The 12,793-nt window shown below is 49.5% G+C and carries 13 protein-coding genes; 3 read left to right on the top strand and 10 right to left on the bottom strand.

Features of this window, described 5'->3' with window-relative positions; all coding sequences use genetic code 11:
- Positions 1–122: 122 nt before the first annotated feature.
- The 8 genes from proC to SYN6312_RS11870 form a co-directional block, all read right to left on the bottom strand.
- Positions 123–941 (bottom strand): pyrroline-5-carboxylate reductase, encoded by an 819-nt coding sequence (gene proC / locus SYN6312_RS11900; RefSeq protein WP_015125133.1) that lies wholly within the window; start codon positions 939–941, stop codon positions 123–125.
- A gap of 35 nt (positions 942–976) precedes the next feature.
- The gene (locus SYN6312_RS21030) at positions 977–1,585 is read right to left on the bottom strand and encodes a cell division protein SepF (RefSeq protein WP_015125132.1); all 609 of its coding nucleotides are present in this window, start codon (positions 1,583–1,585) and stop codon (positions 977–979) included.
- A 477-nt stretch (positions 1,586–2,062) separates the two neighbouring features.
- Positions 2,063–2,752: a YggS family pyridoxal phosphate-dependent enzyme gene (locus SYN6312_RS11890; protein ID WP_015125131.1), complete on the bottom strand. Its 690-nt coding sequence runs from the start codon at positions 2,750–2,752 to the stop codon at positions 2,063–2,065.
- 131 nt (positions 2,753–2,883) lie between these two features.
- On the bottom strand, positions 2,884–3,153 hold the full coding sequence (gene pipX, locus SYN6312_RS11885) for a transcriptional coactivator PipX (RefSeq protein ID WP_015125130.1): 270 nt from the start codon (positions 3,151–3,153) through the stop codon (positions 2,884–2,886).
- Positions 3,154–3,378: 225 nt separating this feature from the next.
- Positions 3,379–5,808 (bottom strand): primosomal protein N', encoded by a 2,430-nt coding sequence (priA, locus tag SYN6312_RS11880; protein ID WP_015125129.1) that lies wholly within the window; start codon positions 5,806–5,808, stop codon positions 3,379–3,381.
- 27 nt (positions 5,809–5,835) lie between these two features.
- A complete protein-coding gene (locus tag SYN6312_RS20370) occupies positions 5,836–6,000 on the bottom strand; it encodes a thioesterase family protein (protein WP_216594146.1) in 165 nt (54 codons plus the stop codon).
- A 200-nt stretch (positions 6,001–6,200) separates the two neighbouring features.
- Positions 6,201–6,644: a hypothetical protein gene (locus SYN6312_RS19875; RefSeq protein WP_172636053.1), complete on the bottom strand. Its 444-nt coding sequence runs from the start codon at positions 6,642–6,644 to the stop codon at positions 6,201–6,203.
- A 45-nt stretch (positions 6,645–6,689) separates the two neighbouring features.
- On the bottom strand, positions 6,690–7,118 hold the full coding sequence (locus tag SYN6312_RS11870) for a thioesterase family protein (protein ID WP_015125127.1): 429 nt from the start codon (positions 7,116–7,118) through the stop codon (positions 6,690–6,692).
- Between the two features lie 313 nt (positions 7,119–7,431).
- Here SYN6312_RS11870 and proB point away from each other — a divergent pair, with 313 nt between their 5' ends.
- The 3 genes from proB (at position 7,432) to SYN6312_RS19005 (ending at position 10,512) form a co-directional block, all read left to right on the top strand.
- The gene (gene proB / locus SYN6312_RS11860; RefSeq protein ID WP_371257357.1) at positions 7,432–8,556 is read left to right on the top strand and encodes a glutamate 5-kinase; all 1,125 of its coding nucleotides are present in this window, start codon (positions 7,432–7,434) and stop codon (positions 8,554–8,556) included.
- 221 nt (positions 8,557–8,777) lie between these two features.
- Entirely contained in the window at positions 8,778–9,932 is a 1,155-nt protein-coding gene (gene acsF / locus SYN6312_RS11855) for a magnesium-protoporphyrin IX monomethyl ester (oxidative) cyclase (RefSeq protein ID WP_015125125.1), read from the top strand.
- Positions 9,933–10,290: 358 nt separating this feature from the next.
- Positions 10,291–10,512, top strand: a complete 222-nt coding sequence (locus tag SYN6312_RS19005; RefSeq protein WP_015125124.1) for a hypothetical protein — start codon at positions 10,291–10,293, stop codon at positions 10,510–10,512.
- A 69-nt stretch (positions 10,513–10,581) separates the two neighbouring features.
- Here SYN6312_RS19005 and SYN6312_RS11850 read toward each other — a convergent pair whose 3' ends face one another.
- Both SYN6312_RS11850 and SYN6312_RS11845 read right to left on the bottom strand, forming a co-directional pair.
- Positions 10,582–11,397 (bottom strand): ABC transporter ATP-binding protein, encoded by an 816-nt coding sequence (locus SYN6312_RS11850; RefSeq protein WP_015125123.1) that lies wholly within the window; start codon positions 11,395–11,397, stop codon positions 10,582–10,584.
- On the bottom strand, positions 11,387–12,682 hold the full coding sequence (locus tag SYN6312_RS11845; protein WP_015125122.1) for a branched-chain amino acid ABC transporter permease: 1,296 nt from the start codon (positions 12,680–12,682) through the stop codon (positions 11,387–11,389). Before SYN6312_RS11845 ends, SYN6312_RS11850 begins: the two co-directional genes overlap by 11 nt.
- Positions 12,683–12,793 lie beyond the last annotated feature (111 nt).

The following is a 12,793-nucleotide window of genomic DNA, read 5'->3' as shown; positions in this document are numbered from 1 at the left end:
TCAAATCCAACAAAACTATCCCGGAGCCGATTCAATTCATGACGATCTACAGGATGGCATTTTGGATCATACCGGATTGACTTGACCTGCCCCTGTTTGTGGAGGGTCTCAGCCGCCTGGGTTTAATCATTGGCAATCTGACCAAGTTCAACGGCGCGAGCTTGGGCCACCTGGATAGTTTTAATAAGGGATCCCCGCACCCCGCCCGCTTCTAAAATACTAAGACCCGTGATAGTCGTACCGCCGGGACTAGTGACTTGATCTTTGAGTTGGCCGGGATGAAGATTTTGTTCCTCGAGAAGTTTAATTGTCCCAGTGATGGTTGCCAGCACAAGTTTTTGGGCTGTGGGTCTAGGCAGTCCAACTAAAACCCCGCCATCTGTCAAGGCTTCGACAATTAAGGCAACAAAAGCGGGCCCCGATCCGGCTAAGGCGGTAACGCTATTGATGAGTTTTTCCGGAACCGTAATAACTTGGCCAATTACTTGGAAGAATGTCTCGGCTTGGTGCAACTCTGGCGGGGTAATGCTTGAGGGTGCAGCAATTGCTGTAATTCCAGCTCCAACTCGGCCAGGCGTATTCGGAACGGCCCGGATCACAGTTCGCCCAGGGAAAACTTGTTCAAGCGTGCTTAAACTGATTCCGGTGACGATCGACAATAACAAACCAGAACTGGGGATGGGAGGATGCAGGTCTTGGCCCAGTTCTAAAAAAACTTGGGGTTTAATGCTGAGGAGAAGGGTCGGGGCCTGGAGTAATTCGCGATTGGCCTGGGCAATTTTTACCCCATAGGTTTGCGCTAACCAGGCCTGGCGCTGCCCTGATAATGTCGTCACCATGACCTGATCCGGCTGATAACATCCCTGAGCTAAGAGACGACTGAGAATGGCTTCGGCCATCACACCACAGCCAAGAATCCCCAGTTGGGGCGAGGTTGTCATAGGACGTTCATCAAATCTAACAAGATAGATTGAGGTTACATGGCCACCGCAGTATTCCAAGCTGGAGCCGGAGATGAGAGGGGTTGGCTTTGGGGGTGGGGAACTTCCCGGACAAGACCGGCCTGGGTACTGACCTGCACGCAACTGGGCGTAAACAGAAAAATACTCTCACCAATTCGCTCTTGATGGCCATCAATCGTAAAGGTGGCACCCGCAACAAAATCCACTGCCCGCTGGGCCTGTTCAGCATCCATCATCGTTAGGTTCAGGACGACAGATTTACGATCTTTCAGGGATTGGATGACTTGGGGCATTTCATCAAAGTTGCGCGGCTCCATGACGACCACTTCAGCCACGGCTCCCCACCAGCGATTTCCTGGCATCCCGACAACATTGTTGGCCGGATTATTGATAGAGTTGGCTGCGGTTGAGGAAGGGGTGGGAGCTTGATACGTCGAAGTGGGATCAACCTCAGGGTGAGAATAAGCCTGACCGGAGTTCAAGGTTTCTCCCAGGGAACTGTAGGGACTAGTACCAACACTCACGCCACCAGTTTGGCTAGAGACGGGTGAGGTCTCTTGGACATCGTCCTCGTAATATGTGGATGAATCTAAGCCAATCAATTCCTTAAGCTTGTTAAACATAGCGACTTATTGCATACTCCCTGGCGATGAGACGGTTGATAACCCTTAGCTTCAAAAATCTATGAGGAATATGGTAGCAGGGAAATCCTCAAGTCCAGTATCTGAAGTCAGGGAAACTGATCAAGAATCCAATCTTTCAGTAGGTTCGGAGTTTCCGACTCGTTCATTCATCTCATAGAACCGCAAATTTGTGGCTTGGCGGGTTCATAGAAAAATTTTACTTCGGCTGTTGGCGATATTACATCATGTTTACCTAAATGTCAGGTGTCTTTTCATTAATCTTTAATATTTTGTTAAGTTATGACCCAAGTCTCTGCTTTGCGGATGGCTCCATAGGAAGTATTTGCGGTTTTCAGAGGAGAAATTAAGATTGCCAATACTTATCTAAAATAGATAATTCTCTAGATCTTGCCTCATGAAGGTCTTCTAATTTGCTGCTTGACAGTCCTCAACAGGTAAGGTCATGCTCTGGCGTTTTTAAGGGATACTGCGTGGGCCAAAAATCACCTGACCCAAGCGAATCATGGTTGTCTGGGCTTGGAGGGCGAAGGGATAATCACTGGACATGCCCATAGAAAGCTCCTGAAAACTAAGGTGCTGCCAGGCCTGGTGTTGCCATGTTTCCCCTAAGTCATGGAGTTCCTGAAATACCAGTAATTGTTCAGCAGGTGTTAACCCCAGGGGCAGGATTGTCATCAGGCCCTGAATGTTTAGCTCCGTTAACTGATCTAGCTCGGGCAGGGCCGCAGTTAATTCAGAAATCGCCCATCCATACTTCTGGGGATCAGGCCGGAGTTTGACTTGGAGGAGGAGTTTGGGGGAGTTTTGGACTGCGGGGATCAAGGCCTGGAGGCGATGGGCCAATTTCAAACTATCCACGGTATGAATCCAGTCAAAGGTGTCGAGGGCTGCACGAACTTTATTGGCCTGGAGGTGTCCGATAAAATGCCATGTGATATCTGTCAGATCCGCCAATTCTCGCCGCTTGGACTGGGCCTCTTGAATCCGATTTTCCCCAAAATCACGGATCCCTGCTGCATAGGCCTGGCGCATCATCTCTGGAGAGATATATTTACTGACGGCAATCAGGCGGACAGAGGCGGGAACCCTTTGGCGGAGGGTAGCAATACGCTGGGCAATACTGGCCCCAGAATTACGATCAACCACGATAGCATTACCGATATAGAGTCAAACAGGCTCCAGTTAGGGAAAAGCTAGAACGTATTCCTGCAAGAGTCCAAGATTTAAGCATCGTTTGGGGTAACTTCGACACTAGGATTTAGAAAAAGTAAAGAGAACTAAAGAAAGGTTTGTTTATGGACTTTTTGGAGTTGATCATACTCAGCCCCTCGCCCTAATCGGCGCAATAAACGTAAGCGGGCTTCCACCATCATCCGGGCATCGCTGCGGCCCACAGGCTCAAACTCCAGGCCATCCGGACTGTGACTAACAACAAAAAAGAGGCGTTGAGCATAAAGTGTGGTGTAAAGTTCACGCCCACTCTCCACCGGACAGACACTATATAACAGGCCAAAATTGGGGTGACTAAGGTAGGTTTCGTTGGACATTGACGATTGAGCCAAAATACTCCCGCAAAGTTATTCAAGAATGGAAACAAAAACGAAATTGAGCCGTCAAGCGAGAGGAAAGCGATGGGGCAATAGGGGTTTTCTGAAATGATTAACCGATGGACGGTAAACCCAAGCAATTAAATTAAAATTTGCTGAAACTGTTCAGATTATACAGAAGTCCTGCACTCAACTCGGAATGATTCCGGCCTTTTTCAAAAACCTTTAGAAAAAGTTTTGGGGATCAACATCCAAACCTAACCGGACATTGCCTGGACAGAGCTGGCGGAGTGCGTTGACATCCAAAGGAAGGGGTGGACATTGCCCGGATTGGCGGCGATTAAACTTGAGGAGAATTTGCCAGCGATAGCGTTGAGCTACTTTTAGGATGGGGGCAGGGGCGGGGCCGAGAATGTCCACTTCAGCACTATTCAAACCAGTGAGTTGCTGGCAAGAGGTGCTGACAGTCTGGGCGGTCTGGGCAACAGCCTCGGGATCAGGACTACTGAGGCGAATTAAGACCAATTGTCCATAGGGAGGATAGTTGAGGGCCTGGCGCTGTTGGAGTTCGTCCGCAGCAAAATCCTCATAGGCATAGGCTTGAACAGCCTGAATCACTTGATGTTCAGGGGTGTAGGTTTGGAGAATAACCCGGCCTGGTTTATCCCCGCGCCCAGCCCTTCCAGCAACTTGGGTTAGGGTTTGAAAGGTGCGCTCCCCTGCCTGAAAATCGGCAAAATGCAGTAACCCATCGGCGGTGAGGATGCCGACTAAATTGACATTCTCGATATCCATACCCTTGGTTAACATTTGTGTGCCAATCATGACTTGGGCTTCTTGACGGGTGAAAGCCTCCAGTAACTGGCGGTGGGCCCCTTTACGTTGGGTAGTATCACTGTCAAAACGAATCACCTTCAGGTCGGGCAGTCGTTCCTTAAGTTCTTGGACAGCTCGCTGGGTGCCCCCTCCAAAGGGCTTAAGGTAGGGTGACTGGCAGCTCGGACATTGTTTAGGCTGAGGGCGGCTGAAGTTACAGTAATGGCAGCGAAGCACGGGGGCTTGTTGGGGATCGGGCCAATGGTAGGTCAGGGAAACGCTGCAATGGGGACATTCCAAGGCCTGGCCACAACTCCGGCAAGAGACAAAGGTGCTGTGACCGCGACGATGGATAAAGAGCAGGGCTTGACCAGAGGCGGGTAGATTTTCCAAAGCAGAAAATAAGGTTCGGCTAAACATGGAGCGATTGCCCTGGTGGAGTTCATTCCGAAGATCAACAATTTCAATCGGGGGTAATGGGCGGGCCTGGATGCGCTGGGGGAGGGGGAGATAGGTCAGTTTATCCTCTAGTTTTTGCTGCCAGGTGGCCAGGCCTGGGGTAGCACTTCCTAAAATCAACGGACAATTTTCTAACTCCGAGCGCCATTGGGCCAGGGTGCGGGCATGGTAGCAGGGGGAAGGTTGCTCTTGCTTATAACCACTGTCATGTTCTTCATCTAAGACCAAGATGCCGAGGCTGTGCAGGGGGAGAAAAATTGCTGAACGGGTGCCAATGACGAGGCGGGGTTTTTCCAGTAATAGTTGCCGCCAAGTGTCATAACGTTCTCCCTCGCTTAATGCACTGTGATAAACCAAAACCTGTTCGCCAAAGATGGCCTGAAACCGATCCAGCATTTGCGGCGTTAAACCAATTTCGGGGACTAAAACTAGGGCAGATTGACCCTCGGCAAGGCGAGGCCGAATAGCTTGAATATAAACTTCGGTTTTGCCCGATCCGGTCACTCCATGTAGCAAAAAAGTCTGGGCTTGAGTGGCCGCGTTGATGTGGGACAAGGCTTGGGTTTGGGCAGATGTGAGGGATTTTGGCGTAGCTACTGCTGTGGTCAGCCCCTGTTCTAGGCGCAGTTTTTGGCGGAGGGTGATCGTGATGCAACCCTTTTGGGCCAGTGTATTTAAGGTGCTTTTAGAGGTTTGACAGGCCTGGAGTAGGTCTTGCAGCCAGAGTTCCCCTCCAGATTGTTGCAGATAGCTGAGAATCTCCTGCTGCCGGGCCGTGAGATGATCCCCTGAGGCTTGGATGAGAATCACCGCTTGTTGTTGCTTGGCCTGGGGCGGGCTGGGGGGGCGAAGATAGCTTTTCACCCAACCATTTTTCAGGAGTTCTGCCAATGGGGCCTGGGCGCGGGGAATTTTTTGGTGAATGTATCGCCAACTGTAGTCACCCGTGGGGCTGGCCTGGAGTAGGGCTAAAATTTGCTGGGCTTTCTCAGAAATGAGACCATTACTGCGGGGGCATGGTTGAACCAGGGAAATTCGGCGTTGGGAGCGTTGCAACAGGCCTGGGGGTAGGGCTGTCTTTAGGACTTGGACTAGGGGAGTGTAATAGTATACCGCAGTACGTTCCAGCAATTGCCAATAGGTCAGACTAAAAAATCGCCGTTGAATGACTTCAATAATGGGACGAACCTGCTCAGGGAGTAAGTCCGGGGGGAGTTGCTCTAGTAGGCCAATAACAATGCCACCCATTTGCCCAGATCCAAAGGGAACACTCACTAAATCACCCGGATGAATAATCAAATCTGGGGGTTGAGCGTAGGTAAATGCTCCGGGATTCCCTGGACAGTCGAGTAATACATTCAGCCAAGGTGCGGATGGCATGGAGGAAGTGAGGAAAAAAAGTAGGAGTTAGGCATTTCCAGCATAGAAGCTAATCCAGGCCTGGAGGATTGGGGGCAGTTCACAATGGTGACGAGTTTGAATGTCGAGGCAAATATGGCGAGTCCGGGCCTGGGGAACCAAATCATTTATCTCAGGGTCGGAGGAGGCGATGATGTTTAAAAAACACGCCATGAACACGATGAAAACCCTAGCCCTACTGACAACTTCGCTGGGCTTAACCTTAACTACTCGTGTTGTTCCCGCCAATGCCCAGTTAAATGTGAATGTGAATCTCCCCGGTGCCCAACCTCAGCCAATTTATCTGATTCCGCCCCAGCCGCAAATTCAATATGTGCCTCCCCAGCCCTATTTTCACCATTCCTCACCTCGGTCTAAACACAACCGAGCCCGTTATGCCCGGCCACCCGTACAGTATATTTATCCGCAAAGTCGTTCCGGGGTAACGATCTCGTTTTAAGGTCGCTGCATTTGTCGGGGCCTTGTCCTGTTCCACTGGCCTGGGGTAGAGCCGTTCTTAGAACTTGGACGAGGGGTGTGTAGTAGTAAGCAGCCGTGCGCTCTAGCAGTTGCCAATAGGTCGAGCTAAAAAATCGCAATTGGATGACTTCGTTAATGGGGCGAATTTGCTCAGGGGTTAAGCCCGGGGGAAGATGCTCTGAGCTTCCTAAAACTATCCCACCCACTTGCCCAGGCCCCAAGGGGACGTTGACTAAATCTCCCGGATGGACGCTCAGGCCTGGGGGTTGGGCGTAGGTAAAGGCTCCGGAATTCCCTGGGCAGTCGAGTAATACATTCAGCCAAGGTGGGCAGGACATAGACGAGGTAAAACTGAGGGGGTGAGTGCAGAAATAGTTCGCAGTCTAATCCTTCCCAGCATAGGAGCTTAACCAGGCCTGGAGGATTGGGGGCAGTTCACAACGGTGGCGAGTTTGAATGTCAAGGCAAATATGGCGAGTCCGGGCCTGGGCCGCTAGCTTTTTACCCTTGAGATGCATGATCCAGTAATCAATTTGATAACTAGACGGGTCAATTTGTTGGGGTTCAAGACTAATATTCAAGTGATCCCCACAGGCCAAGGGGGCCATAAAATCCACCTCAGTATGGACAATTGGCAGGGCTAAACCTGGAAAGTCTGGAATGTTGGGCAGAGAAATTCCCTTCTGCAATAGGGCATCCTCGTAGGCCTCATGGCAAAAGTTTAAGACATTCGCAAAATAGACAACCCCCGCTGCATCCGTATCCGCAAACCGGACAATCCGCCCATAGGTCATGATCTTCAACTGCCCCAAAACCGATCCAAATCTAAAGAAATTATAAATTTTAGTCTATCTCTCTCCAGCCTTCGCGACGATTAGATCAATTGAAATGAGGTCAGCCCATAAAGACCTTAACCATAAATCAACTCTAAATACTATGACGAAGTGCTGATTTCCTGGCTGGGGATCGGCATTTTGTTTATGAAAACCCTTGATCCCCTTCTTTGGTTCTATTCCTAGACTTTGAGTGAACCCAGCCAAGACCACCAACATTTATCTAGAAGTATCTGGGAAGTGAGATAATAGCCTCTGCCAAAACTATTGATTTAATTGTGGTTGCAAATAGGTGGCGATGGAGTCCCAGGGCAGTAAGATTGTCGTCAAAATCGGTACCTCAAGCCTGACACAACCCCAGACAGGCCATCTTGCCCTAGCAACAGTGGCTCGTTTAGTGGAAGTCCTCTGTCAATTATGCCAGGGGGGGATGCAGGTGGTCTTAGTGTCTTCTGGGGCCGTGGGAGTTGGGGCGGCTCGGTTGGGATTAAAGGTGCGACCCCAGAATTTAGCTCTAAAGCAGGCCGTAGCGGCGGTGGGACAGGGGCGGCTAATCCGGTTTTATGATGATTTTTTCTCAGTCTTGGATCAACCCATTGCCCAGTTACTCTTAACCCGCCAAGATTTAATTCATCGTCAGGGTTATATCAACGCCTACAATACCTTTCAGTCATTATTCGAATTGGGGATCATCCCGATTGTCAATGAAAACGACACTATCGCGGTAGAAGAGCTTAAGTTTGGGGATAATGATACCCTCTCGGCCCTGGTGGCCAGTTTAATTGAGGCAGATTGGTTATTTTTACTCACAGATGTAGATCGCCTCTATTCGGCTGATCCCCGGCGAACTCCCTCGGCCCAACCCATTTCCGTGGTTCATGATCTCGATGAATTGGCAGCCTTATCCGTAGATGTCGGGGGTCAGGGGTCGGCCTGGGGAACCGGCGGCATGTCCACTAAAATATCAGCCGCAGAAATTGCCACTGAAGCCGGGGTGCGGACGGTAATTACCGATGGGCAGCAACCCGAAAATATCCTGAAAATCCTAGGGGGAGAATCCCTGGGAACGCAATTTATGCCCCAGGCCAAGCCCGTTAATGCTCGCAAGCGTTGGATCGCCAGGGCCCTAGTTCCCCAAGGCCAACTCCATTTAGATGGGGGGGCGATTCGGGCGATTCAAACTGAGGGGCGGTCTTTATTAGCTGCCGGGATCAAAGGGGTGGCCGGAGTCTTCCAGGCCGAGGATGCCGTGCAAGTATGCGATTTAAGCGGTGCTGAGGTGGCTCGGGGATTGGTCAATTACAACAGTGGCGAACTAACCTTGATCTGCGGCAAACATTCCGAAGACATCCCCAAAATTTTGGGTTACGCCGGCCCCGACACTGTGATTCATCGAGATAATTTAGTCATTTTATAACTGCCACAGCCGGGTTGGAGGTTGCCTTGGCATTGATATTGATATAGATAAAGAGGGGGCGGGGCTGAGAGGCGGCATTTTGGACAGTAGTGCAGGTTGATCTGATCCTGGGTCAAGATGGAGAAATGTAACGCTTCTGTAAACAATTGCCAACTCAGAGAGGAGGTTCGCTACGATGCTTAAATGAGTGTCCGCATATCTGGAACGACAGCGATACAACCATGGTTAATACTTTAACTAAGCCTGAGTTTGATGAAGTCCGGCCTGGGGTGAAAGCACCTGCCCAAGAAACGATTCTCACTCCCCGGTTCTATACCACCGATTTTGACGCAATGGCCCAGCTTGATGTCACAGAAAATCAGGCCGAGCTAGAGGCGATTTTAGCTGAGTTTCGCACGGACTATAATCGCAACCACTTTGTCCGGGATGAAGACTTTGAACAGTCCTGGGAACATATTGATGGGGAAACCCGGCAAATGTTTGTGGAATTTCTAGAGCGTTCCTGCACGGCTGAATTTTCTGGATTTCTCCTCTATAAGGAACTGAGTCGCAAACTGAAGGGAAAAAATCCCATTTTGGCCGAAGGTTTTTCCCTCATGTCTCGGGATGAGGCCCGTCATGCTGGCTTCTTGAATAAGGCTATGTCCGACTTTAATTTATCTCTGGATTTAGGCTTTTTAACTCAGGTTCGCAGCTACACCTACTTTGAGCCAGAGTTTATTTTCTACGCAACCTATCTGTCGGAGAAAATTGGCTATTGGCGGTATATCAAAATTTATCGGCATTTGGAGCAACACCCTGAAGACCGGATTTACCCCATCTTTAAGTTCTTTGAAAACTGGTGTCAAGACGAAAATCGTCATGGCGACTTCTTTGATGCTGTGATGCGGGCCCAGCCAAGTATGTTGGATCGCCCCCGGACGTTATGGCAAAAACTGAAGGAAATTCCCCGCTCATTTTCCGGCAAGGCCTGGAGTCGCTACTTGATGGTCTCCTGGGTTCCCCCCAAGCTGTGGTGTCGGTTCTTCCTCTTGTCTGTCTTTGCCACCATGTACCTGAATGATCTCCAGCGGTCGAAATTTTATGCGGCCATTGGCCTGGATGCGCGGGAATTTGACAAGGAAGTGATTAAAGAAACCAATGCCACTGCGGGGCGGGTATTTCCGATTGTTTTAGATGTGGATCACCCTGAGTTTTATCCCCGTCTGGAGGCCTGTGTGGAAAACAATGTCAAGCTGAGTGAAATTGCCAATAGTCAGCAGCCTGGCGTAGTTAAGCTCTTCCGCAAGCTCCCCCTCTATGCGGGCAATGTGGGTCAATTGCTGAAACTCTTTCTATTACCCCCCAAAGACGTTCCGGCGGGAGCTGTCAAGTAACAGACTTTAACGATAAATTACTTTATGTAACGCTCCTGTTTTTAACATGGGCGTTTTTTTATTGGCATGAGGTCATGATAAGGAGTTTGGGATCAATTGAAAACTAGACAAACGCAGGAAGATTAATTATTCCCCTGTTTATTAATAGCTTTGTGAAATTATAAACCCAAGAATAATAAATAATTAATTACGAAACGTAACTGAATTCTGAAAAGATTCTAAAAGTCTCTTTTCCCGTTTGAAAAACCGGAAGTGAATGCTTGATGCCTCTTTTGGCTTGTGATCGCTAAAAAAGTTGACTTGGACATATCTATAGGATGTAGGTAGAGGTATCTTTTTACTACGGAGTTGATCCCCAATGGAATACGCTTCGATCAATGTCTCAACCTGCCGTTTTTGCTCTCACTATGATCCCCAGGGTCGGCGTGGGGGTGAATGTCGGAAATTGGGCGTTCCAGTCCGGGGATACTGGCGAGCTTGCCCCCTAGCAATGGCAGCCTTTACCACCGATACCCCCAAACCAATCCCAATTCCTAGTGTGCGTCAAGTCATGTTTCCGACCATACCGGAGACAAAATAGCATTAATTTTAAATCCTTTCTTAACTTCTGTTCTTTTAATTTGGATAAAGTAACAAAAAATTTTGCCAGTTATTGACCTAAATAGGCCGCTAAAACATCAGGATGCTGTTGGATTTCCCTGGGGGGTCCGGCTGCTAGATTCTTTCCCTCGGCTAGTACCCAAACATTATTGCAAAGGGACATGATTACATCCATATTATGTTCAATAATTAAAAATGTTACCCCGGCTGCATTCCAGGCCTGAATATGCTCACAAATTTGTCGGATTAAGGTCGGATTGACACCAGCAGCGGGTTCATCAAGCAAAACGAGTCGGGGGCGGTGCATCATGACGCGGGCTAATTCCAGGAGTTTTCGTTGTCCCCCTGATAAGCAACCGGCATAATCATGGGCTTTGGCGGCTAATCCGACACAGTCCAAAATTTCCCAGCCCCGTTGTTGTAAGTCCTGTTCTTCTTGGCGAATTCGATGGGGCTGTAACCAACCATTCCAGAGTTTTTCACCGGACTGATGAGGAGCAGCGAGGAGCATATTTTCCATCACCGATAAACGGGAGAGGACGCGGGCGACTTGAAAGGTGCGTAACAGGCCTTGCAGGGCAACTTGGTGGGGCTGGAGTTGATTAATCGGTTCACCATCAAAAATCACCCGACCGCTATCGAGGGGTAAAAAATTACAGAGCAAATTAAAGAGGGTTGTTTTACCCGCACCATTCGGCCCAATTAAGCCAGTAATGCTCCCGGCCTGGACAGAAATACTCGCCCGCTCTACCGCCTTAATCCCGCCAAAGCTTTTGCAAATATCCGTCGCGGTTAACAACGGGGCCTGGGGAGCCAAGGTTGCCGTACCAGATTGAGCAGGTCGGGTTAAATCACTAGCGTCCAAGGGTCAGTTCCTCTTTTTTGCCCAAAATACCTTGGGGCCGCCACATCATCAAGATGATCAGTAACAGTCCGATAATCATCACCCGCAAGGCATCTAACTGGCCGCCGTCTAAGGGTAAAAATCGGGTAGTGGTACTATAAGCCCAAAATAGGGTTGCACCAATTAAAACACCAACATTACTCCCCGCTCCACCTAGAACTACGATTGTCCAGGCCTGGAACGTGAGCAACGAGATAAAACCATCAGGGTTAATAAAGGTCAACTGCCAGGCATAAAATGACCCCGCCAGACCGGCAATCGCTCCCCCTAACATTAAAGACTGTAACTTATAGGAAAAGACATTTTTGCCCAAGGCTTTAGCCACTTCTTCATCTTCCCGAATCGCCTTAAGTACCCGCCCCCAAGGAGAACGCACCCAGGTTTCCAACTGCCAAAAGACAATCGCTAAGACAACCAACAGCAGCCACAGTAAAACCGCTTTATAGGTAAACTCCCACAGACCTGTGACAAAGGCTCGGTACAGCATCCCCACCAGGCCAGCCACCAAGGTATTGACACCCCAAAGCCAGAGCCATTCTCGCCGAAGACTACGCCAGAGTTGTCTAGGATTAACATAGCGTAAGGATAAAAGCCCAACCCCGGCAGCCCAGCAGAGCAGAGCAGTTAGCAACCAGAAAACCTGAACTCCCCCGCCGGCCAATAGCTGATCAATTAAACTCCAAAGGCTCCATTCCAGGCCAACTAAGGTCAGCAAATAAGCACCTAAAATACCCACCCCTCGCCTAGGTTGATTAACCCGCAAAGGCATATCAATCATGCCCCCCAGCCATTGCCACCAGTGCCACCCCCCTAAGGCCGCAATGACCGTCAAGACAAGGATCATCCCAACTACCCAAAATCGCTGTGGTTCCCAGCCTTCTAAAGGGAGTGCATAGCCATAAACCCCTCGCGCTCCACGGGTTAGCCATTCCTCATTCAGAGCAATCAGGCGAATGATTTCAGCTGTCCCAATGGTGACAATGGCTAAATAGTCTTCCCGCAGACGCAAGGTAGAAAAGCCCATAATCACACCTAAAAGGGCTGAGAGCAACATTCCGGCCAACACAGCCAAAACAAGGGGAACATTCGCCAAACTTAGGAGCACTGTTGTATAGGCCCCCACCGCCAAAAAGCCGACATGGCCAAAATTAATCAGTCCCGTAAAGCCCCAATGCAAACTTAATCCCAAACTAAAGAGGGCAAAGGTGGCAGTAAAAATTCCTAAGGAAACTAAATATCCAACCATAGGGGCAAAATGTCCGTGAAGGAAAGGTAAACCGTTAAAAAAAGTTTCCAAATTTATTCAGGATTGACCTAAGGATACTACGCCATTTTGGTGGCCGAATTCAGGGGTTCA

Source organism: Synechococcus sp. PCC 6312, from assembly GCF_000316685.1.
Taxonomy (GTDB): Bacteria; Cyanobacteriota; Cyanobacteriia; order Thermosynechococcales; family Thermosynechococcaceae; genus Pseudocalidococcus.
The sequence above is the reverse complement of the archived record's forward strand: the minus strand, read 5'-3'. Positions and strand labels throughout refer to the sequence as shown.